The following is a 21,498-nucleotide window of genomic DNA, read 5'->3' as shown; positions in this document are numbered from 1 at the left end:
AGATAGGGATCCTTTGGTGATGGGGTGTCAGCGGTTGGGATGAGCGATGCGCTCGATGGCATCGGCGAGCTGGTGCCCGCGCGCGATCTCGGCATCGATGGCGGCAAAGGTCTGGGGCGAACTCGAGAAGAGCGTTGCCGAATAGTCATCGAGCACGAGCCGCCCGATCGCCTCGGTCTCCGGCCCCTTGATGAACACCTCGGAATAGTCGCTCCCGGAGCGCTTGAGACTGCGGATCAGCGTCTCGGTGCGATCGTCCATATCGAGGCGCTTGCTCGCCTTGAAATCGGCGATCGTCTCCGGCTTCTGCTGAAGGATCAGCATCCAGTCGCTGTTCTCGAGCGCCGCCGTCGCCCCGTCCGACTTGTAGTAGTCGTTGAGCGACTGGGTAGCGGTCGCCAGCGCGCCGCCATATTTGCGGCAGGTCCGGGCGTAGGTTTCGACGAATTCACCCATCGAACCGCCCTTGAGCATCGACCAGGCTTCATCGATCAGCAGAAGCTTGCGCAGCGACCTTGGGCTTCGCGTCATGGCTTGGCTGGTCATGAACATGATGGCTGAGAGGACGACGCTTCGCAGATCCTCCCGGCTCGCGAGGTCGGACATCTCGAAGACCGTGAAGTCTGCATCGAGGTCGAGGCTCGCCTGGCCTTCGAAGAAGGCGCCGTAGGTTCCGCCCGCCATATAGGGGGCCAGCGCGGTTGCGATGTCAGCGGCAGTGTCATGCCCGAGACCGGCCAGCACTTCGCCGACAGTAGTGACCGTGGCAGCCGCGCCGTGCTGCGCCCAGACGAGGTTGACCGCCCGGTCGATCAATCCGCGCTCAGTATCCGTCAGCTTCGCGCTGTGGCGAGCCATTTGCCCGACGATGGCCTTGATCATCCCGAAGCAGTCGAGGCGGTAGTCCTCGTCTTCGGCGGCGCGGGTCGCATCGATCATCGAGAACGGGTTGAGGCAGAAGCCCGCTGCAATCGTGAACTCGACAAAGCGGCCGCCCTGCAGCTTGACCGAGTGCTCGAAGCTGCGGCCATCGTCGATCACGACCACCTGGGCGCCGGCGCCGCGCAGCGCGGCGCACATCTCCTGGAGCAGCACCGACTTGCCCGATCCCGACTTGCCGCAGATCGCGACATTGTGGTTGCCGGCCTCGTTCTCGAACGGCGACCAGAAAAAGGGCTGGCCGCGCCGCCCGACGAACAGCAGGTGGGGGTGCGCGCTGCCGAGATACTCGCCCTGCATGGGCGCGATATTGGCGGCGGTCGTCGACAACACAGTCTTGAACCGCTTCAGCCGCTCCATGTCGGTGCCGAGCCCGTCAGCCAGGGTGAGCGGCATCGCGGCGAGCAATCCCTGGATCTGGAGGTAGCGCTCATCGGTAAGGTCCCAGCCCGCCGCCTTGTAGATCGATTTGATCGCCCTTTCGTGGCGGTCGCCATGGCCCAACGGCGAATAGGTCGTCACGCCATAGAAGACCCGCACGAGCCGGCGACCTTCCTGGAGCTCGGCCTGAACATGCTGCCACTCGGCGGCCTGTTCGCCGATCCGAGGCAGGAACCGCGCGCTGCGGGTTCCGGCGAGGCTGGTCGTCCGCATGAACTTGAATCCGGCCTTCGCCGATGCAGCCTCCTGATCCGGATAGACGAGACACAGCATGGTGGCGGCGGGGCAGGGGAAGCGCAGCTTGTCGGTGAACAGGTCGCCGATCAGCCGCGCGCATTCCCACGGGGCCCAGCGCGATGGCATGTTGCGTACGGCAAAATGCCGGACATCGAAGGCATCGGGATAGACCGTCCCGATCTCGGGCACGCCGTCATTGACCTTGCCAGTGGGACGGAAACGCTCGGTCACGAGCCGCATGCGATCTTCAGCCACCACCAGTTCGATGTCGTGGCGGATCGCCTGGGCGGCGATTGGATCATTCGGGTTGTAGGGCACCGCATCGTCCTGCGGGGCGGTGGTGGGCGAAGTCAGATCATCGATGACAGCGATGAGCGCTTCCGGCCCGACTTCGACCACGCCGAGATTGAGCGACTTGAGCATCGCCACGAGGCCATCGCGGGTCTGCTTGAGATCCTCGTTGCTGACCGACTTGGAGGTCGGCACCCCGACCGAGACGATGACCTGGTGATGCCGCGCATGGAAGGGCGCATCCGGCGAGCCAGACTCCCAAACCAGCGAATAGAGCCGCCGCGCCCGGTGCCGGGCAATTGCCTCGTACACGCCGCCCTGGATGTAGCGTGGGGCGAACCACGGGGCGATGATCCTGCTGATGCGCGGGCTTGCAAGGTGAAGTACCTGAAGGCAGGCGCCTGCTGGCAGGCCTTCCGAGAAGAACTGTCCCAGGATTTCGCCGGTGCGCTCGTCGGCTCCGATCAGCGGCGTAACCGAGAGGACAAAGCCTTTCGAGCGTGCGTTGAAGTAAAGGCGGGTTGCCGGATCATAGACCCGGTAGGGGAGCCAGTCGGAGAGCATATCGACCATGAGCTGCGGACGGGCTTTGTCGGCGTGCTCGGCATCACCCAGCAATCCGCTGAGCAGCCGATCGACGACGGTCTTGAGTTGTTCGGCCATCACTTGGGCTCCTTGGTCTGCGAGGTGCTGACGATCGGCTGTTCGCCGGTTCTAACTGCCGGGCGGATTGCAGCTTTCGCGGCTTCAATCGCCGCTGCGCTCGAGAACAGCGGAGCGCTCTGCCCCGCCTCAGGCCGAGGGGCTCGATCACGCGGGGGAGGCGACGTGTCGAACCCCTCGACCGCCGGTGCCTTGGCACCGGCAACGGCCTCGCGCGCCGTGGAGGGGAGGACCAGCGGCGAGGCATCTGAAGTTTCGTTGAAGGGCCTGGGGGCATCGGCGCCCGAGATGCCGCCAGCCTGACCCGCGTCGTCGCGTGCAGACGAGAAGGGCGACGCCTCGTCAGCTACGTTCGGGTCTCCTTCCGCACCGTCCGGTGCTGGGGCTCTCTGGGCGGCTTTCAGCTGCCGACGGACCTGGCGCATCAGGGATCCGCCCTGGCCCTCGCCCGCCTTGCGGCGCAGCTCGGTGGCCCAGCGCGGATTTTCGACGACGGTCCAGGCGACCGCTTCGTCATGCAGCGTTCCAGCTTCATCGACATGAGCGGGGAAGACGACGCGCAAGGTGCGTTCCGCTGTGCGGCTGGTGTCGGCATCCACGACGCCTGACCTCTGCCGCGCGTCAGCATGGAGCAGCGCGCCGTTCGACAGATTGTCCGTCGCCTTGGCATCAATGATGTGAGCCGGCGCGCAGTCGCCCTTCGGCGCGCGGCAGGTGAAATCGCCCTCGACGTTGGTGCCGAACGTGGCGCAGCCACTGGCAAGACCGGCCAGACAGGCGCAGGCAAGGAGACGTGTCGGAAAAAGCATGGGTCTATCCTTTGGGAGCAGGGGTGAGGGCCAGGGAGGGGCCAGCGCGCAGGAAGTCCCGGAGCACGGCGGCAGGCCGGAAGCCCTCGAGAACAGCGCCATCGGCGGGACGCACGATCACAGGCGTGCCGCCAAAACCGTGGGCTCGCGCGAAGGCCTCGTTGGCATCGAGCCCGCTCGTGTCGCAGGGTTTGGGATTGGCGAGCGCCAGACCCGAATAGGCCATATGCAACGCTAGCTCAGGCCGCGGCGAGCACAGCACCCGTTCGGCATCGCGCCGGCTTTCGGCCCCGAAGATCGAGATCGGCCGCTCTTCAACCCGCGCCCCGATCGCCTTCAATTCTGCCTCGAGCTTCTTGCAATACCCGCAGTGGAAGTCCGAAAAGACGACGACACGCGGACCGTTGGCAGGACCCCAGGTGATCGCGCCTTTGGCGGGAAGCTTGCCGAGCGGGACATGGCGCGGCGGGGTGTTCCGGGCTGACGCTGCGGCTGCGCTCGGGCCGCCTTCCGATTGCGTCTCGGGATTGCTGCGCCGCGCTGCCCCTGCTGCCAGCAGGTCCGGATTGAGGGCAAGCAACCGGGCAGCCGTCAGATCTTGACGGGCTTCCATGTCGTAGACCCGGCCGATCACCAGATACTTTGCGGCCCGGTCGACGTAGAAGAGCGTCGATTTGGACGCGACCTCGCACAGGCCGCCAAGGCCCTTGCAGTTGATCGCGTCGATCGGCGTCTTGGGCAGGCGCAGCTTGAGCGCATCTCGAACCTTCGCCGTGTCCGGAGCGGCAGCAGGAGCAGCAAGGCTTGCCACACCCCATCCCGTCGCAGCCGACACGGCGATGATCGCCGCCAGTCCGGCGCTGGCACGCAACCAGCGGCGCCGACCAATGCCGTGCTCGAGGAGAGTATTTTCGATCATTGGGAATTCCTCACGTAGACGCCGTCGAGGAACACGATTTCGACATCGATGCCGGTCGGCATCTCGACGACGGGTTGGTACTGTTCGGCGCGCTCGATCAGGTATTTGCTGACCGTGTCGGCAGCGTCGGCGGCGCCCTGGCCAAGCCCGCCACCGAGAATGTCGCCGGCCGAGAGCTTGGAGCGACTGCCGTCGGGGTTGGTCGTGACGCCAGAAAAGACGCTGTTGGCATTGGCCGAGAAGCCGCGCCCGAAGCCGCCGACGATCCCGGCCAGCAGGGCCTGGCTGACAAGGCTGCCTTCGCGGCTTACGACACGGCCGCGGACCCCGGACTTGCCACCGAAACTGATGAAGCCTTTGACCTCGCTCACTGCGACCCTGCCGCCAGGCTGATCGCAGGTCATTCGGGCGAGCTTCACATAGACCTTTTCGCTGCTGAGATCCCCGCGTGCCGCGCCGTTGACAACGCAGCCCTGGATCCGGGTGGTCAGAACCTTTCCGTTCTGCATGACCGAACGAGCAGGGCCGGTAATCCGAAGCACCACAGGCAGCGGATCGGTCTGGCTGGCGACGCCTGCCGAGGCATCGACGCCGACGATTACGCGTGCCGGCGCGTAGGAGTTGGGCGGCAGGTAATCGGGCGAATCCTCGACGACGACCGGTGGCGCATCGGGCCGGCCCACACGGAGGCCATTGGTCGTTGCCTTGTCGGAGCTGAAGCTCATCAGCTTCACCTCGCCAGGCGAAGGGATCATGCCGCCCTGCGGATCGCCTGCTGCGGCGCCGGTACTGGTCTGAGGTGACCGGGCCCTTGCGTCATAGCCGCCTGCCTGCGGCCCATAAGCCGGTGGCGGTACAGCCGGTGCCGGTGATGCAGGCTGCGCCGCAAGCCGGGTCTTGAGCTCGGCGTTCTCTGCCGAGATAGCATCGATCGCGGCCTGTCCATCGACACGCATGGCCTGGTTCTCGGCTTTGAGAGCCGCCAGCTGCGCCTCGATCTCTGTCCGCGGGACGCTCCCATCCTTCAGCGCCTTCTGCTCGCGGGTGACCGCATCGAGCCTGTTGCCGTAGGTCGCGACGAACTCGCGCTGCGACAGGTCGCGGTTGACCAGGCCTGCCGTGTCGATCGTCTGCGCCGCATTGGGATCGCCGGTCTTGGCCTTGTCGTCGCCGCCAAGGATGAACCAGCTTCCGCCGATGAGGGCGAATGCTCCCAGCGACCCCAGCAGCAGCTTCTGACGGCGCGCGGTGCGGGCGTTGAGCCCGGAAAGTTCGGACGATGCCGCGCTCTCGGCCTGCAAAGGGGCAGTGCTTGACGTATGGGTTGCATCAGTCATTGCCGGCCTCCCCGCTTGCGCCGACAACAAAGGCGGTTGTGCTGGCCCCGGGCTCAAGCTTCGGATCGGCGATCGAGACGGCGAGCGTGTCGCGCGGTGCGAGATCGCGTTCGGCGAGCGTCACGGGTTTCGTTCCGCGATTGTGGATGCGGACGACCTTCCCAGTGAGGCTGGCGCCGCGATAATCAGCGATGAGCTGGACTTCGAGATCGCCGACCCGTGCGGGTATGGCAGTCGATTGGCGGACCTCGAAACCGTCGACCGTCCGGTCATTGGCCATCGCCTGGATGAGCCTGACGGCGCTGGTCTCGATCGGGGTCTGGCTTTCCCAATCCGCCGCCCGGTTCTTCGCGATCACGGGGTTGGTGATGAAGACCTGGGTCGCCGGAATTTGCTCAACCCGGCACGCGACCTTGTAGACGAAGCCCTTCTTGGTGGTGGTGAAGAAGCTGATCGACCGCGCCGCGTAAGTTTCCGGCACCGACACATAGATGTCGCCGCGCACCGGCTCGTTGGTCACTGCAAAGTCGTTGTAGGGCGTCCCGGTCGAGATCTTCGAGACGCTGGCGAACTGGTCGTCGACCAATGCGAAGCGGGTCAGCTCTCGCGCTGAAACGCTGCACTCGATTCCGGCGCCATCGGCGGCCTGTTTGAACTGGTCGGTCGCATGGGCAGCCTCGGCTGCTACGGCGAGCAGCGCCGCCGCGCTCAGAAGTAGGACCCGTGCGTGGGCCGCTGATCGGTAAGCCATCACTGGGCCTCCTTGGATTTTTCCTGCGGGGGAGCTGGGCAAACCCGGCGAGCGCCAGGCGCAGGCCGCGGTAAGTCCAGCTGAAGCGGAAACGGCGCTCGTCGCTGGCAATCACCTGCGCGCCGACGAAGGTCTTGAGCGTGCCGGTCACATCCGATGTCAGACCCTTGGGATCGACCGTCATCGACCGGATCACGAATGCCTGGGTGACATCCGAGCCCCGCTGCTCTTCGACGATCCGGACGAGCTCGGCCTTGAGGCGGCCATAGCTTGCGGGATCTGCCAGCTTCAGGATTTCGTTCATCCAGTAATCGAGGCCTTCCGGACTGCGATTGAGAAGAACAAGAGCCGCATCGCGGGTGACGAGCTCGAGATAATCGGCCTCGACCCCGGCACTGCTCACGGTGAGCGCTTTGGGAACAGTCGGAACCAGCACCACTTCGCGGTCGCGGGTGGCGGCAAGGCTCCCGGCGACGACCAGTGCAAGGCCAAGGCCGGCGCTGGTGAGCGCAAAGAGGTTCCGCTGGCGCAGCAGCGATTGCTGCCGTTCGTGGGATATGTCGGAATACATGGAAGTGCCCCTCAACCGGCGAGTAGTCGGCAGTGGGAAGGCGGCGTTGCCTTTAGGCCCAGAAATCCTGCAGGCAGATACCAGTATGCGGCGTGGGCTACCCAGGAGCTGGCGCGTCCTGCTTTTGCCTTTCGCAATGCGAACCAGGCGCCGAAGGCGACTATGATGCCGATAAAGATATGCTGGGTGAGGATCCCCCAGGTGAAGGGGGCCAGCATTCCCGCGAACTCGTCGATGGTCCAGAAGCCGATAAGCTCCGGGTCATCGAGCCGCCGAGGAATGATGTATGGGTCTGCCATGGCGACGCCGCCTTCCCTTGCCGCGCTCAGATGACCGCGGTCACGACCGAGGTGACGATCGGAACACCCGTGCCGACACCGATGCCGACACCCACCGGAACGGCGACCTGGCCGAGCGAAAAACGCCCGGATGCCAGACCGATTAGGCCGCCAGCGAGGCTGAGAACCGTGATGATCTTGCCGCCCGAGCCTTCCAGAAAGTCCGTGAACTTCGTGAGGGCAGGGGTGAAGGTCGTGTCAGCGCCGGCATAGGCGGCGCTCGCCGCAAGCGCCGCGATTGCGACCGGGATGGCAATGTTGAGGGTCTTGCCGAGACCCTTGACGCTGGCGCGCCGGGGAGGGTGAGAGACTGCATGTGAAGCTCCGGTTGGAGGGGTGGTCACAGCGTTCTTGCGTTCGCTGTGTGTTCCACATGCATCTAGGAAATGTTCGTAGGAAAGTGTTGAGCGGCAATACCGTCTGGAGGTGGAAGGATGCGGACGCATCTTTTCCCGCTCAACGCATAAAATCGACGATAAGGACGTAAAGTCAGTCTTTTTGTGTCGGTGAACGCCGTCTCGGCAGCCGAGATTTGGCGACGACTCGGATAGAGGAACTGATTCGCCTCTAAACGAGATGTTCCATGTATGTTCTTTTCATTTTCCTACATGGGATGCTTCGCGATATGCCTGCGAATCGCATCAGTGCAGATGCAAGGAGACAGCCATGCACCATCCAACCACCGTTGCCAGACCGGCTAATCAAAGTCTGGCTCGCGTGCTCGCCCATGCGATCGATGCCGGCGGCAAACCCCGCCACAGGATTGCCAGTGAATGCGGGATGCACCGCGAGACCCTGCTTCGCGTAGCGCGTGGCGAGCGGCCTATCGGGCTCGACGAAGCGGCACTAGTGCTCGCCGCCTGTGGAGCGCACCCCCTCGCGACCATGATCCTTGCTCTTGCCGGGCAAGAAGAGCTCGCTTGCGAGTGGATGCATGGCGAGATGGGCGAATTTCTCGAAGAGTTCTTCACCAGCCTCCCAGTCCATCTTCAGCGGACCCTGGGGCGGCGGATTGAGGATCTGCGGCCTCGGTGGGCCAACGGCACCTCACAGCTGGTGGCGCGAATGCTTGCCAAGCACATCGATGATTTTGTGGGCCGCGACATCGCGCTGGCGCTGTCGCGGTAGCCTGAGAGTTCGGAGGGGACCGAACCCGAGCAAATGAGATCAACAATGCCGCATGCAATACCAGATGAAATGCACACGCATCAACCGCCCGAAGCAGCGCCGCCGGCGAGGCTTTTGCGCCTGCCGGAAGTGATCGCCCGCGTCGGACTGCGCCGCTCCGCCATCTATCAGCGTATGAGCGAGGGGCGCTTCCCAAGGTCGCGATCGCTGGGGCCCAAATGTGCCGTATGGGTTGAGGCGGAAATTGACGAGTGGATCCGCGCCGTATCGCGAATGCAAACCTGATCTTGTCGTGATCTATGTCGTCGGCACTTCTCGCGTCAGACCGCGATGATCATACACCATCAATCCGGCGCTTGCCCGTCCAGTGCAAATGTCTGCCGATGTGAGATCGCTCTCTGGTCTGTTGCTTTCTGGCTCCTAATGGACGGGAACTCGCCGGTTTTACGAAGAGGATGACTTACAGTTCGAGGAAGGTCAAAACTGCCTCTCGCGATCTCGCGCACTCAACGCGGGTATACTTGAATTACGAAAAATGGCACAAAAACTTGAAGGAGAGCTAGGTATGGTATACCAAGAGTCACGAGGTTTAGATTCGCGCTGGCCGGAAGGGATCATTCGTTGGTGCTCGAAGCTGACATCTTGCCGCATGACGGCTCTGACCGAATTCGGTCGCGAGGTGCTGCCATGAGCAATGCAATGACAAATGGAGGCGATTCGAACCCGGGAAGCTCTGATCTGCCCAAGTCGGTGGATGTCGCTTATCGAGCCTTGCGGGAATGGATTCTACAGGGGTCGCTCGTCGCTGGCCAGAGTTTGCCTGAGGCAGAATTAGCAGTTCGCATTGGTGTGAGCCGAACCCCTTTGCGTGAGGCGATTGGTCGGCTCAGTGCGGAAGGCCTTGTTGTCAAGGAGCGCTACCGAAAGCACGTGGTGGCCCAGTTCAACGAGGCTGACCGGATCGAAATCATGGAGTTGAAGGCGTTGATTGAGGGTCGTGCTGCGGCCCGTGCTGCATCGCGGCTCAATAGTTCCGAAATCGCCTCGCTGCGAGAACTTTCTAACCGGATGGAACGCGCCGTACGCGAGCTTGGTGACGAGGCAAGGCCGATTTTCGACGAGTTGAATCGCGAGTTTCATGCGACCATCTGGCGGGCGGCGGACAGCCCGCGGGGCGAGCGCATCCTGGAGACCGCTCTGAACTCGCCCTTCAATGTCCTGGGTCGGCTCGATGCGACGCTCGCCCAATCCATGGAGCGGGCCTGCTGGTATCATCACGAGATTGTAAGCGCCTTCGAGGCTCGGGATTCCGAGCGGGCCCGCGCACAGATGGTGGCGCATGAACTCTCCCTCATTACCACCCATTTTCCGGAGCAGACATGACCAGTCGAAAGCTTGAAGGTAAAGTCGCGATCCTGACTGGCGGAGCGCGCGGGATCGGTGTGCATTACAGCCGCGCGCTCGCGCAGGAAGGCGCGCGCGTGGCCATTTTCGACCTGGCCGACGGAGAAAACCTAGCGGCCGACATCAACTCTGTCGAAGGACGCGACGCCGCTCGTTTTTTCCGAGTGGATGTCAGCGACGAATCTGCTGTCAGGGCCGGGATTGCGAGCGTTGCAGCATGGGCTGGAGATGTTGGCATCCTTGTCAACAATGCGGCGGTGTTTGCCACCCTTGGCGACGTCAAAGTGACCGAACTCGATGTCGATTTGTGGGATAAGGTGATGGCCGTCAATGTGCGCGGTCCATTTCTGATGGTGAAGCATGTTGCGCCGATGATGATCGGGAAGGGCGCAGGAAAGATCGTCAACATCTCGTCGGGCAGTGCCTATAAGGGCCTGCCCTTCATGTCTCATTACGTCACGTCGAAGGGCGCGATGTTAGGCTTCACTCGTGCTCTTGCCCGCGAGCTTGGTGCTCACAACCTTAACATCAACACGCTCGCGCCCGGTCTGATCATGTCGGATTCAATCAGCGCCAACCAGGAACATCTTGATACGAACCGTGATCGCGTAGTCGCGAGCCGCGCTCTCAAGCGGGATGGCTATCCCGAAGATCTGCTCGGCGGGCTCATCTTCCTCTGCTCGTCGGACAGCGACTTCATGACTGGGCAGACACTCCTCGTTGATGGCGGCTCGGTGAACATCTGATGGCAAATTTGAACGGCAAGGTTGCGCTAGTCACAGGCGGGGCTGCGGGTATCGGACGAGCAATTTCCGACCTGTTTTCTGCGATGGGCGCCAGAGTCGTGACTGCCGATCTGTCGAGCGAGGCCGATATTGCGTGCGACGTTGCCGACGAGAGGCAGGTCGAAGCGATGGTTTCTGGGGTTCTCGGTCGACATGGCCAACTGGATATCGCCGTCAATAACGCCGGCATTCTCGGTCCGCTCGGCAAAATGTTGGCCGATGTCGAAGCAGCAGAATGGGATCGCGCGATGAACGTGAACCTCAAGGGCGTGTTTCTGTGCATGAAGCACGAACTGCGCGCGATGGCTGTCCAAGGATGCGGAACGATCATAAACCTATCTTCGGTCATGGGCTTTCTTGCAGCTCCGCGGAACCCTGCCTATTCGGCCGCAAAGCACGGCGTTCTCGGGCTCACCAAGGCGACAGCAGTGCAGTATGCGAGCCAGGGCATTCGTATCAATGCGATCTGCCCGGGACTGGTCGAAACAAACATGGCTGAAACGATCGTCACTGACGATGCCCTGCCGAATTTTCCGAAGCCGTTCATTCCCATGGGGCGTTCCGCCACCCCTAGGGAGATTGCCGAGGTTGCGCTTTGGCTGGCGTCCGATGCGTCGTCGTACCTGACCGGCGAGGCAATTGGTGCCGATGGCGGATGGCGCATCTTGTGAGGTTCGCGTGACGATGAAACTTGCTCGAAACTACATCGACGGCAGTTGGCATGCCGGTTCTGGAACCATGGAAACGATCAACCCTTCCACAGGGGAAGTAGCCAGCGTGTTTTCGCCAGGCGATACGGACTGCGCCGATGCAGCGGTGTCTGCAGCGCGGAGAGCTTTTGAACGCGGAGGATGGTCCAACAATCCCCGAAAGCGGGCGGCCGTCCTGCTGGCTATGGCCGATGCGATCGAACGCATCCGCGGCCAGCTTGTCGCGGTATCGGTATCGGAATGCGGCAAACGTACTGCAGAGATGGAGGGGGAGGTTGGCGCGGCCGTATCTGAACTTCGCTATTATGCCGGGGTAGCGCGAACGATCTTCGGCCGGGTCCAGGAGGTTGGCGAGGGTCAGCTTTCAATCTTCAGCCGCGAGCCGATCGGGGTGGCCGCGATCATCGTACCATGGAACGCACCGGTGACTCTGTTGGCACGCAGTCTTGGGCCAGCGCTGGCAGCGGGCTGTACTGTCGTGGTGAAGCCAGCGCCGCAAACCTCGCTAACCAATGCCTTGATGATCGAGGCGATGGCAGCGGTTCCCGATTTGCCGCCTGGTGTGCTCAACTCGGTCAACGAAAACGGGCATGAGGTGGGGCAGGCCCTGGTGGTGCATCGAGAGGTCGATGCGATCAGTTTTACGGGCTCACGCCATACTGCGGGACGCATCTTTGAAGCCTCGGCCGCGACGCTCAAGCGCCTCAACCTCGAACTGGGCGGGAAAGCACCCGCTGTCGTTTTCGCCGACGCCGACCTGGGCCGCGCTCTGCCTGAGATCGTCCGTGGGGCCACGGCAGCGGCGGGGCAAATGTGCACGGCTGTCACCCGGGTGTTGGTCGAATCTGCGGCGTATGAGCAGGTTGCCGACCGGCTTGCCCAACATTTCCGTGCATTGAATGTCAACGCCGCCGATGATCCCCGATCGGAGATGGGGCCGGTGATCGACATGGCCAATCGCGACCGGCTTGCAGCGATTGTAGCGAGTGCAAGCGATGTGCTGGTGGCTGGCGGACATCCTGATGATGCACCAGCCGGCGGAAGTTATCTCTCGCCCAGCCTGATCGCGGTGGATGATCGCACCAGCACACTCGTTCGCGATGAACTCTTCGGGCCGATCGTCACAATTGAACGTTTTGGCGACGAAGCAGATGCAACAAAAAGTGCCAATGCAACCGACTTTGGACTCGCCGCAAGCGTGTGGACGCGCGACGGGAGCCGGGCGCAGCGGATCGCGCGCTCAATCAAGTCTGGTACTGTGTGGATCAATAGCCACAACCGCCTGTTCGCTGAGGCCGAGACCGGCGGTTACAAGCAGAGCGGAATTGGACGGCTACACGGCCTTATGGGCCTCGATGTGTTTATGGAGACGAAGCACATATTCTCGGAAGCGGGCTTTGTTCCCGCTGTCGGCTACTGATTATGACCAAACGGCCGAATATCTTGTTCATCATGGCGGATCAGCTTCGCGCGGACTATCTGTCCTGTTACGGACACCCGACATTGGAAACACCAAATCTTGATTGGCTTGCGTCACGCGGCGTGCGCTTCAATCGGGCATATGCGCAATCGGCTGTATGCGGTCCAGCGCGCATGAGCGTCTACACTGGACGATACGTGCTCTCGCATGGATCAACCCTTAACGATACGCCATTGCGACAGGACGAATGGACAATCGGTGATTTCTTGCGACCACTCGGGTATCGCACCGTGCTTGTCGGCAAAACCCATATGCGCGCTGACGTCGATGGCATGGAAAAGCGGGGGATCGATCCGGCATCTCCCTCGGGGCTTCTGATCTCTGAGGCCGGCTTCGAAACCTACTCGCGCGAAGAAGGGATTTACCTCGACCATTGGCCGGCAGAGAAGCGGTTCGGGGCTGATTACAACAGATACTTGCGCGAGCGGGGCTATGACGGCGAGAACCCTTGGCACGAGTGGGTCAACTCAGTCGAGATCGATGGAGTACCGGTCTCCGGATGGTTGCTGGAGACGGCTCCCTATCCTGCCCGCGTCCAAGAAGAAGACAGTGAAACGCCCTATCTCACGCGGCGCGCCATTGAGTGCATTGATGCGTTGGGAAGCGACCCCTGGTGCCTGCATCTCAGTTACATCAAACCACACTGGCCCTATGTTGCGCCTGCCCCTTATCATGCGACCTACTCTGAAAACGATGTTCTCCCGGCAATCCGTACTCCGGAGGAGCGCGTAACCTCGCACTCTGTCTTTGCTGGCTTCCAGCGACGACGGGTCAGCCAGAGCTTCTCAGATGATGCTGTGCGCACACCAGTTGTGGCGGCCTACATGGGCCTGGTTAAGCAACTGGATGACCAGTTGGGAGTGCTGTTCGGCGCGCTCAAAGAGCGCGGGTTGATGGAAAACACTCTGATTGTTTTCACTTCAGACCATGGTGATTATCTGGGCGACCACTGGCTGGGTGAGAAGGAGTTCCTGCACGAACCTTCGATCCGTGTGCCGATGATCGTCGTCGATCCGCGCGAACCAGCTGACGCTACGCGCGGACTGGCTTGCGACGCCCTGGTCGAGGCGATCGACTTGCTGCCCACGTTCGTCGAAGCGGGCGGAGGCGACCCAGGGCATCCCCGGCTGGAAGGTCATTCCCTAATACCGCTGCTCGACGGACAAGAGGGAACTCGCGAATACAGCTTCTGCGAATTTGATTATGCGACAATGCGTTTTCGGCGCGAACTGGGGCAGGCGATTGATCAGACCGGTATCGTTGCCGTGGTAGGCGCGCAATGGAAGTTAATTGCCTGCCCTGGCTTTGAGCCGTTGTTGTTCGACCTTGTAAACGATCCCCACGAACTCACCGATCGCGCGGGCGATCCGGGTTGCGCGGAGGTGCGCGCCGAACTGGAAGCTGCCCTGCGCGATTGGGCCTTGCGTCCGCGCCGGGTGACCGAGAGTGCAGCCAGCATTGAGCGACGCACCGATACGCAAGTGACGCGGGGCATCAAGCTCGGCATCCGCAATTCAGAAGAACTTGATGTTGCTTTGCGGGAAGAGGCGCAAGCGTGAGGCAGATCCGATCCTTTATAGCTGGTGCTCCGGTGGACGGATGGCGGTGTTTCGAAAAGCGGTCGCCGGTGGACGGCCAATTGATTGCGAAGGTACACGAAGCCGATGCGGAACTTGTAAACTGCGCCGTGCTCGCGGCGCGGGCGGCCCAACCTGATTGGGAGGCCCTTGATCGAATTGAGCGCGCCGACCTGTTCGAAAGCCTGGCGGGTGCGGTGGCAGCCAGAGCGGATGACCTTGCCGACGCCGAGACCGCTGACACTGGCCGGCCCCGCGCGCAGGTGATGGGCGCACATGTTGGGCGCACGATCGAGGTATTTCGGCTTTATGCCAGCCTTTTGCGCACCTGGTCGGAACAGGCTTGGCATGGCCGGGCTGCATCTCCGAACATGGTGACTGAAGCGGCTCCCAGGACCATCGCCTATACAAGCCGACGTGCGCTTGGGGTGGTGGCAGTCATCGCTCCATGGAACGTCCCGCTCCTGCTTCTAGCACTGAACCTGGTGCCGGCTCTGGCGGCAGGCAATTGCATTGTCGCAAAGCCATCAGAGGAGTCGCCTTGCTCTGCAGCACTACTGGCTGAAATCCTTCATGATGCCGGCCTGCCACCGGGGGTGTTCAACCTGGTACATGGTTTCGGCGCCAATTCGACGGGAGCCGCTCTTGTATCAAATCCGGGTGTTGATGGCATCGCCTTCACCGGCGAAGGGCGCGCCGCGACCCAGATCATGACTGCCGCTGCAGCGGGCCTTCGGCCCGTGCTGTTTGAACTGGGCGGCAAGAATGCCGGGTTGGTTTTTGCCGATTCTGATCTCGACCGGGCGGTCGAAGCTAGCGCTCTCGCAGCCTTTGCCAACAGTGGTCAGGTCTGCCTGTCTATCGAGCGGCTCTTTGTCGAGCGTCCTGTTTTCGATGGGTTCGTTGCAAGACTGGCCGAACTGGCGGGAAGGCAGAAACTGGGACCGCTGATCTCGCAATCCCATCGCGCGAAGGTCCATGCAGCTGTCGAACAAGCAATGGCAGGCGGGGCGCGGCTTCATGCTGGCGGAGTCATTCCGCCTGGTGAAGGCGCTTTCTATCCGGCCACCGTGCTAACGGGCCTTTCCGATAACTCGCCCTTGTTGCGCGAGGAAACCTTTGGCCCTGTCATTCATGTCTCCCCGTTCGATCATGAGGACGAGGCGGTCAGTCGTGCGAACGACACCCCATATGGCCTCGCATCCATGGTCTGGACCCGCGACCTGTCGCGAGGGCACCGTATGTCTGCACGGCTGCGGGCAGGGATCAACTGGGTGAACTGCTGGCAGGTCCGCGATTTTCTGACCCCCCTGCAAGGTCTTGGTCGTTCGGGGATCGGTGCTCAGGGCGGACGCGAGTCTCTCGATTTCTTTTCCCAGGTGACAACAACGGTGGTGAGCTTGTGAGGAACGACTATCATAATCCCGATCCCGAGAAGCTGGTCGCCATGTTCGAACGGATGCTGGTCATCCGTGAGACCGAGGAATATCTCGGGGCCCAGTTTAGAGCGGGCGAACTGCCTGCCGGGGTGCATCTCTATATCGGGCAGGAAGCATCCGGCGTAGGCATCTGTGCGCACCTGGGAGACGAAGACTGGATTACGAGCACCCATCGCGGGCACGGGCATTTCCTGGCAAAAGGCGGCGATCCTTATGCGATGATCGCCGAAATCCATGCCAAATCTGATGGCATCTGCGGGGGGTTCGGCGGAACCATGCACGTCGCCGATGTGGCGCGTGGAATTCTGGGAGCGAATGGCATTGTTGGTGGCGGGCTTGGCATTGCCACAGGCGCTGCCTTTGCGGCCAAGCTGGAAGGAAATGGCAAGGTAGCCGTCTGCTTCTTCGGCGACGGTGCGGCCAACCAAGGCACCTTCATGGAAGCAATGAATTTAGCCTCGCTGTGGAAGCTGCCGCTTCTGCTGGTGTGTGAGCACAATGGCTGGTCCGAATTCACTCGATCCGAAGTGGCGACGAGCGGCCGGATCATTGACCGGGCAAGCCCCTTCAATATTCCGGGGTTCGAAGCCGATGGCAACGACGTAGCGGACGTATGGCGCGTATCAGGCCGTGCGTTGGAGAGCGTTCGCTCAGGCGAAGGCCCCGCTTTGCTGGTGACCTACACCTATCGCACGCGCGGCCATGTCGAGGCGGAAGTCAATTTTCTGTCGCAGCCCTACCGCAGCGAGGAGGAGGTCGCTAGCTGGGTAGCAAAGGATCCAATAGAGCGCGGCGCCGCTCTTCTGGCCCAAGGAGGTATCGCAGAAGAGGAGATTTCCGCAATCCGTGCGCGTGTGAAGGCGTCGATCGCGGAAATGGCCAAGAGGGCCAGATCTGCGGCTGATCCTGATCCTGCGCGGGTTCGTTCAATGATGTTTTCGGCAGCGGAGGCCTGATCATGGCGAAGCGGCGGATGATCCAGGCGATCAACGATGCGATGTTCGAAGAAATGGAGCGCGATCCGCGGATCGTCCTGTTTGGCGAGGACGTCGAGATTTCCATGTTCGGCGATACCAAGGGGCTTCGCGAGCGCTTTGGTCCTGATCGCGTTCGGGACACGCCGATCTGCGAGGCGCTGCTGACGGGAATGGCAGTGGGCATGGCAGCGGCCGGCTGGCGACCCGTGCTGCACATGATGTTCGCCAATTTCATGTACACGGGCTTTGACGCCATCGCCAATCAGATGGCGAAGCTTCGCCTTATGACTGGCGGGCAGATGAAGCTTCCCATCACGATCATGGCTGGGTTCGGTGGGGGTCGATCAACCGCAGCACAGCATTCGGATTGCCCATATCCGCTGTTCATGAATTTGGGCGGAGTCCATGTGGCTGTTCCATCCAATGCCGGCGACGCCAAGGGACTGTTCAAGTCAGCCGTGCGCAGCGACGATCCCGTGATCTTCCTCGAGCCGGGCGGGCGCGGTGGGGAAATGGGCGAAGTGCCCGACGGTGACCATCTGGTTCCGTTCGGCAGAGCATCAGTGCGGCGTTCAGGCAGCGATGTCACGATCGTTGCGATATCAGCGATGGTGAAGCTTGCCGAACAGGCGGCGAAGCAGCTTGCTCAGGACGGGATCGAAGCCGAAATCCTGGACCCCCGCACGTTGGTCCCGCTCGACGAGGACGGCATCCTCGCCTCGCTGTCGAGGACAGGCCGCTTGGTGGTTGTCGACGAGGCGCGTGATCGCTGCAGTGCCGCGAGCCAGATCGCGGCCGTCGCGGCAGATCGCGGGTTTGCCATGTTGAAGGGGCCGGTGCGCCGCGTCACCGTGCCGGATGTCTGCATGCCCTATGCGCCTGTGCTCGAGCGCAGCGTCTATCCGAATGCGGAGCGCATTGCTGATGTGGTGCGCGAACTGTTGAACTGCAGGGACTACCAATGAAGATTAAGCTCAAACTTCCGCGCGTCGGCATGAACATGGAAGAAGCAACGATTGTTGCTTGGCATAAGTTGCCTGGCGAAACTTTCGCCAATGGTGAGGCGCTATACGAATTCGAGACCGAAAAAGTGACCCAGGCGTTCGAGGCTAGCGCCGATGGCAGGTTGGTCGAGATTTGCGTTCCCGAAGGCGAGGAAGCGCAGGTCGGGGATGTGGTATGCGTGGTCGAGGTCGATCAGTGAGCAATACCGGGCGCCTCGAACACATCGGCGTTACAGTCGCCGACATGGAGCGGGCGCTCGACTTTCTGACGATTCTCGGCTTCGTAACGCAGTCTCGCTTCACGCCGTTCGATCCGGGTGCTGTGGCTGGAATCACTCGACTGGATGGGGCCAAGGTTCGCGAGATCGCCTATGTTGCGCGTGACGCCTATCATTTCGAATTGCTCGAGTACGAAGCTCCTGAGCGCGCGATCGGCCTGCGTCAACCATGCGATACAGGCTATTTCCATTTTGCATTGCATGTCGACGATCTCGATGCTGTCCAGGCCCAGCTTGGTTCCTGCGCTCCTCCCCATCGCGTCCAACGAGGGCCGGCCAAGGGTCAAAGGGCGACCTATGTCTACGGACCTGATGGTCTGACCGTCGAACTGATCGAGAAGCCGGGTGGGGATTGATGTCTGCGTATACTCGTACTCGACCGGTTACGGCCGACAAGCAGATTTCCCGCGACTCCCGCAAGCCTGGAGAAGGATCATGATCCGCCGCCTGTTGCCTCTCGCCGTCTTTTTCTGCCAGCCCGCGCTCGCGGAACCGGCATTCCTCGAAGCGCCCAGTGTAAGGACCAATCCCAATCCTGCCGTGCCGCTGGCCGCGGTGCTCAGCTTCAGAACTAGCGGTCCGGTGACCACCACGGTCAGCCTCGACGATGGATCTAGGCAGTGGCAGGTCCAGTTCGGGCCGCGCCATGATCCCGCCAAAGGCCTACCGCTGGTCGACCTCGGCGCGGGCAAGGACATCCGCTTGCGCGTTCGCATCAGCGACAAGACGGGCGCGGTTGATGCGCCCGGATCATTGTCCCTGCGCACACCGGAGCTCCCGGCACCGGGGCTTTCCTGGCCGACCCTGACGACGACCCTCGCCGACAGCGCAGTGCTTGAACCCGGCCTGCGGTTCATCAGTGTGCGGCGGCGCGCGCCAGGTCGGCAGGACTTCCAGACAAGGGCGCAGCAGCAATTCTCGCGGGGCTGGGGCCTGATCCTGGCACTCGATGCCCGGGGGAGGTGCGCTGGTACTATATCAGCCAGCGGCGCGTTGCGGGGATCAAGCCGTCACCCGATGGGACACTCATCTTCACCACCGAGGACCAGCGTGTCGTCAAGATCGACATGCTCGGCAACATCCTGCGTCAATGGTATCCCGAGATGCGCCGGCTTGGTCCGGTGCAGGGCGGAACGCAGATTACCGGACTGCAGACACTGCACCATGAACCGTCGCTCACGCCGTGGGGCACCTATATCTCGATGTCGGCGAATGGCCGCGAGATCGCGGACTATCCTACGAGTGTCACCGATCCGCAGGCCCCGCGCAAGCCGACCATGGTTATGGGCGACAAGATCGTCGAATTCGATGCGGATGGGAAAATAGTCTGGGAGTGGGATACGTTCGACCATCTCGATCCCAAGATGCTGCACTATCACACGCTCCAGCCCTATTGGGCCGTAAGGGGTTACCCTGGCTATGCGGATTGGACGCATGGTAATGGGATCACGTTCGATGAAAAGAACAATCTCGTCATCGCCTCTTTCAAGCATCTGGATGCTCTGGTCGCCATCGACCGCAAGACGAAGGAGATCCGATGGATTTTCAGTGACCCGCAGGGCTGGCCGGAGAGATTTCAATCACGGATACTCAAACCCGTTGGCCTCACACGTTTTCCATGGTCGCAACACCACCCTCACGTCACACCTTGGGGAACCATCGTCTATTTTGACAACGGCATGTTCCAGGCTCGGCCGTTCGACGGCCGACGGATCGTGCCCTTCCACGAGAGCTACAGCCGGGCAGTCGAGATAAAGGTCGACCCCCGCGCGATGACCGTGTCCGAACTCTGGACTTCGGAAAAGGAGCAGAAGCCAGACAGTTGCATAAACTGGGCGATGGGCGATGCTCACAGGCTGCCCACCACGAACAACATGTTAGTCATTCGCAGCTTCTGCCCGCCGATCACTGACAAGCTCAACGATCAGAACGAGTATGATCTCACGCAGCGCTTCGTAGATGATGTGCCGTATGCCGGCCGGGTCGAGGAATACTCGCGCACTTCGCCTGGGACGCGGCTTTCCCAAACGCGTTTCGACGACCCCAACGAGATTCTCCAGTGGCAGCTCTACGGAGGCTTTCACGCGCCGTCGATCTACTGGGAGGACAAGGCCGGGGCAGCGAACTGAGTGTGGCGTCGGTCATGCCGGACGACCGGGCGGCAATGTCACGAGCTATCATGGCAACATTTCTACCGAGGACCATCTGATGAGCGAGCGACGCAGAGTACTTATTGTGGGCGGTGGCATCGGCGGACTTACGGCCGCTGGGCTGCTTCTCCTTGCTGGACATGACGTCCAGGTCTTCGAGCAGGCGCTCGAACTTGGCGAAGTCGGAGCCGGCATTCAGGTTAGTGCCAATGCCACACATGTTCTGCGCCACTTAGGCGTACTCGAGCGGCTTGCGTCGGTGTCCGTGCGACCGCTCAGAACGGAGTTCCGCCTGCACGACACGGCGGAGATTGTCAGCCAGATCCTGCTGGGCGACAGCCACGAAGAGCGGTTCGGTGCTCCATATCTTCATGTCTACCGGCCCGATATCCTAGGCATCCTGGAAGCCAGAGTCCGTGAACTGGCGCCCTCGGCAATCCATCTTGGCAAGGCGCTTGAACGCTATGAGGAAGGCCCTGACAACGTGACCCTCTACTTTGCTGACGGCACTATGGCGAGCGGCGACTTGCTGATCGGTGCGGATGGCATCAAGTCGGTTGTGCGGGCACAGATGCATGGCCTCGAACCGGCCCGCTATACCGGTAACGTCGCGTGGCGGGTCATGGTACCCGTCGAGAAGCTGCCGCCTGATTTCCAGCCACCTATTTTTGTAAACTGGATGGGGCCAGACAAGCACATGGTTGTTTATTGGGTCCATGGCGGCAAGCTGCTCAATTTCGTCGGTTGTGTCGAAAAGCCTGAATGGACGCAGGAGGGCTGGGCAATCAAGGCGCCCTGGGACGACCTGAAGGCCGATTTTGTCGGGTTCCATCAAGATGTGCAGACAATGATCGACGCAGCGGACAAGGATAATTGCTTCTGCTGGGCGCTTAACAACAGGCCTCGCCTGGAATTCTGGAGCACCGAACGGGTCACCCTGCTTGGAGATAGTGCGCACCCTACGCTACCATACATGGCGCAGGGAGCGGTGATGGCGATCGAGGACGCGGCCGTTTTGATGCGCGCGTTGAACGAATTCGACGACCTGGCCGAGGCCCTGCGAGGCTATGAGAAGGCCCGTATCGAGCGCACCGCGCGGATAGTCAATGAAAGCACCGAACACGCGCGGCTTTTCCATTTTCAGACCCACGACGAATTTCGCGAGGCCTTCGCGCGGAAGGATCCGGCAAGAGACCGTGGCTTGTGGCTCTACAACTACAATCCGCTCACCGTGCCGATCGGTGCCGAAACGGCGTGACTATTCTTGCCG

General features: G+C 61.7%; 21 protein-coding genes and 1 pseudogene. 14 read left to right on the top strand and 8 right to left on the bottom strand.

The features are described from left to right. Nucleotides 1-27: 27 nt before the first annotated feature. The 8 genes and pseudogenes from traC to C7W88_RS16380 form a co-directional block, all read right to left on the bottom strand. A complete protein-coding gene (gene traC / locus C7W88_RS16415; protein ID WP_118074360.1) occupies nt 28-2,571 on the bottom strand; it encodes a type IV secretion system protein TraC in 2,544 nt (847 codons plus the stop codon). After that, nucleotides 2,571-3,380, bottom strand: coding sequence for a conjugal transfer protein TraV (locus C7W88_RS16410; RefSeq protein WP_118074359.1), 810 nt, complete (start codon nt 3,378-3,380; stop codon nt 2,571-2,573). Before C7W88_RS16410 ends, traC begins: the two co-directional genes overlap by 1 nt. Before the next feature lie 4 nt (nt 3,381-3,384). Next, entirely contained in the window at nt 3,385-4,299 is a 915-nt protein-coding gene (locus tag C7W88_RS16405) for a DsbC family protein (RefSeq protein ID WP_118074358.1), read from the bottom strand. Beyond that, the gene (locus C7W88_RS16400; RefSeq protein WP_118074357.1) at nt 4,296-5,636 is read right to left on the bottom strand and encodes a TrbI/VirB10 family protein; all 1,341 of its coding nucleotides are present in this window, start codon (nt 5,634-5,636) and stop codon (nt 4,296-4,298) included. The genes C7W88_RS16405 and C7W88_RS16400 overlap by 4 nt, the downstream gene beginning before the upstream one ends. After that, entirely contained in the window at nt 5,629-6,387 is a 759-nt protein-coding gene (locus C7W88_RS16395; RefSeq protein WP_118074356.1) for a type-F conjugative transfer system secretin TraK, read from the bottom strand. Before C7W88_RS16395 ends, C7W88_RS16400 begins: the two co-directional genes overlap by 8 nt. 97 nt (nt 6,388-6,484) lie before the next feature. After that, nucleotides 6,485-6,958, bottom strand: a pseudogene (locus C7W88_RS16390) (type IV conjugative transfer system protein TraE); the annotation flags it as partial. A gap of 11 nt (nt 6,959-6,969) precedes the next feature. Further along, a complete protein-coding gene (gene traL / locus C7W88_RS16385; RefSeq protein WP_020819170.1) occupies nt 6,970-7,257 on the bottom strand; it encodes a type IV conjugative transfer system protein TraL in 288 nt (95 codons plus the stop codon). A 26-nt stretch (nt 7,258-7,283) separates the two neighbouring features. Beyond that, nucleotides 7,284-7,553 carry a hypothetical protein gene (locus tag C7W88_RS16380; protein WP_240344947.1) on the bottom strand — a complete coding sequence of 90 codons (270 nt, stop codon included), beginning with the start codon at nt 7,551-7,553 and terminating at the stop codon, nt 7,284-7,286. Between the two features lie 409 nt (nt 7,554-7,962). Between C7W88_RS16380 and C7W88_RS16375 the strand changes: the two genes are divergently transcribed. From C7W88_RS16375 to C7W88_RS16310, 14 genes are all read left to right on the top strand, one after another. Next, nucleotides 7,963-8,424, top strand: coding sequence for a transcriptional regulator (locus C7W88_RS16375; RefSeq protein WP_118074354.1), 462 nt, complete (start codon nt 7,963-7,965; stop codon nt 8,422-8,424). 45 nt (nt 8,425-8,469) lie between these two features. Then, nucleotides 8,470-8,709, top strand: coding sequence for an AlpA family transcriptional regulator (locus tag C7W88_RS16370; RefSeq protein ID WP_370073149.1), 240 nt, complete (start codon nt 8,470-8,472; stop codon nt 8,707-8,709). A gap of 402 nt (nt 8,710-9,111) precedes the next feature. Further along, nucleotides 9,112-9,807 carry a GntR family transcriptional regulator gene (locus C7W88_RS16365; RefSeq protein WP_118074352.1) on the top strand — a complete coding sequence of 232 codons (696 nt, stop codon included), beginning with the start codon at nt 9,112-9,114 and terminating at the stop codon, nt 9,805-9,807. Continuing rightward, the gene (locus C7W88_RS16360; protein ID WP_118074351.1) at nt 9,804-10,574 is read left to right on the top strand and encodes an SDR family NAD(P)-dependent oxidoreductase; all 771 of its coding nucleotides are present in this window, start codon (nt 9,804-9,806) and stop codon (nt 10,572-10,574) included. The genes C7W88_RS16365 and C7W88_RS16360 overlap by 4 nt, the downstream gene beginning before the upstream one ends. Then, nucleotides 10,574-11,284, top strand: coding sequence for an SDR family NAD(P)-dependent oxidoreductase (locus C7W88_RS16355; protein WP_118074350.1), 711 nt, complete (start codon nt 10,574-10,576; stop codon nt 11,282-11,284). The genes C7W88_RS16360 and C7W88_RS16355 overlap by 1 nt, the downstream gene beginning before the upstream one ends. Before the next feature lie 13 nt (nt 11,285-11,297). Continuing rightward, entirely contained in the window at nt 11,298-12,743 is a 1,446-nt protein-coding gene (locus C7W88_RS16350) for an aldehyde dehydrogenase family protein (RefSeq protein ID WP_118074832.1), read from the top strand. Nucleotides 12,744-12,745: 2 nt separating this feature from the next. After that, nucleotides 12,746-14,362: a sulfatase-like hydrolase/transferase gene (locus C7W88_RS16345; RefSeq protein ID WP_118074349.1), complete on the top strand. Its 1,617-nt coding sequence runs from the start codon at nt 12,746-12,748 to the stop codon at nt 14,360-14,362. Further along, the gene (locus C7W88_RS16340) at nt 14,359-15,786 is read left to right on the top strand and encodes an aldehyde dehydrogenase family protein (protein WP_118074348.1); all 1,428 of its coding nucleotides are present in this window, start codon (nt 14,359-14,361) and stop codon (nt 15,784-15,786) included. Before C7W88_RS16345 ends, C7W88_RS16340 begins: the two co-directional genes overlap by 4 nt. A gap of 53 nt (nt 15,787-15,839) precedes the next feature. Further along, nucleotides 15,840-16,775 (top strand): thiamine pyrophosphate-dependent dehydrogenase E1 component subunit alpha, encoded by a 936-nt coding sequence (locus tag C7W88_RS16335; RefSeq protein WP_205525214.1) that lies wholly within the window; start codon nt 15,840-15,842, stop codon nt 16,773-16,775. A gap of 2 nt (nt 16,776-16,777) precedes the next feature. Beyond that, complete coding sequence (locus tag C7W88_RS16330; protein ID WP_118074346.1) at nt 16,778-17,761, top strand: alpha-ketoacid dehydrogenase subunit beta; 984 nt, start codon at nt 16,778-16,780, stop codon at nt 17,759-17,761. Next, nucleotides 17,758-18,000 carry a lipoyl domain-containing protein gene (locus C7W88_RS16325; RefSeq protein ID WP_118074345.1) on the top strand — a complete coding sequence of 81 codons (243 nt, stop codon included), beginning with the start codon at nt 17,758-17,760 and terminating at the stop codon, nt 17,998-18,000. The genes C7W88_RS16330 and C7W88_RS16325 overlap by 4 nt, the downstream gene beginning before the upstream one ends. Beyond that, nucleotides 17,997-18,434 (top strand): VOC family protein, encoded by a 438-nt coding sequence (locus C7W88_RS16320; protein ID WP_158453966.1) that lies wholly within the window; start codon nt 17,997-17,999, stop codon nt 18,432-18,434. The genes C7W88_RS16325 and C7W88_RS16320 overlap by 4 nt, the downstream gene beginning before the upstream one ends. Nucleotides 18,435-19,040: 606 nt before the next feature. Continuing rightward, a complete protein-coding gene (locus tag C7W88_RS16315) occupies nt 19,041-20,207 on the top strand; it encodes an aryl-sulfate sulfotransferase (protein ID WP_162896115.1) in 1,167 nt (388 codons plus the stop codon). Nucleotides 20,208-20,286: 79 nt separating this feature from the next. Then, nucleotides 20,287-21,486: an FAD-dependent monooxygenase gene (locus C7W88_RS16310; RefSeq protein ID WP_158453967.1), complete on the top strand. Its 1,200-nt coding sequence runs from the start codon at nt 20,287-20,289 to the stop codon at nt 21,484-21,486. The last annotated feature ends 12 nt before the right edge of the window (nt 21,487-21,498 follow it).

It is taken from the genome of Novosphingobium sp. THN1 (genome assembly GCF_003454795.1).
In the GTDB taxonomy this organism is placed as follows: Bacteria; Pseudomonadota; Alphaproteobacteria; order Sphingomonadales; family Sphingomonadaceae; genus Novosphingobium.
Note: the sequence above shows the minus strand (reverse complement) of the source record. Positions and strands in the feature narration are given on the sequence as shown.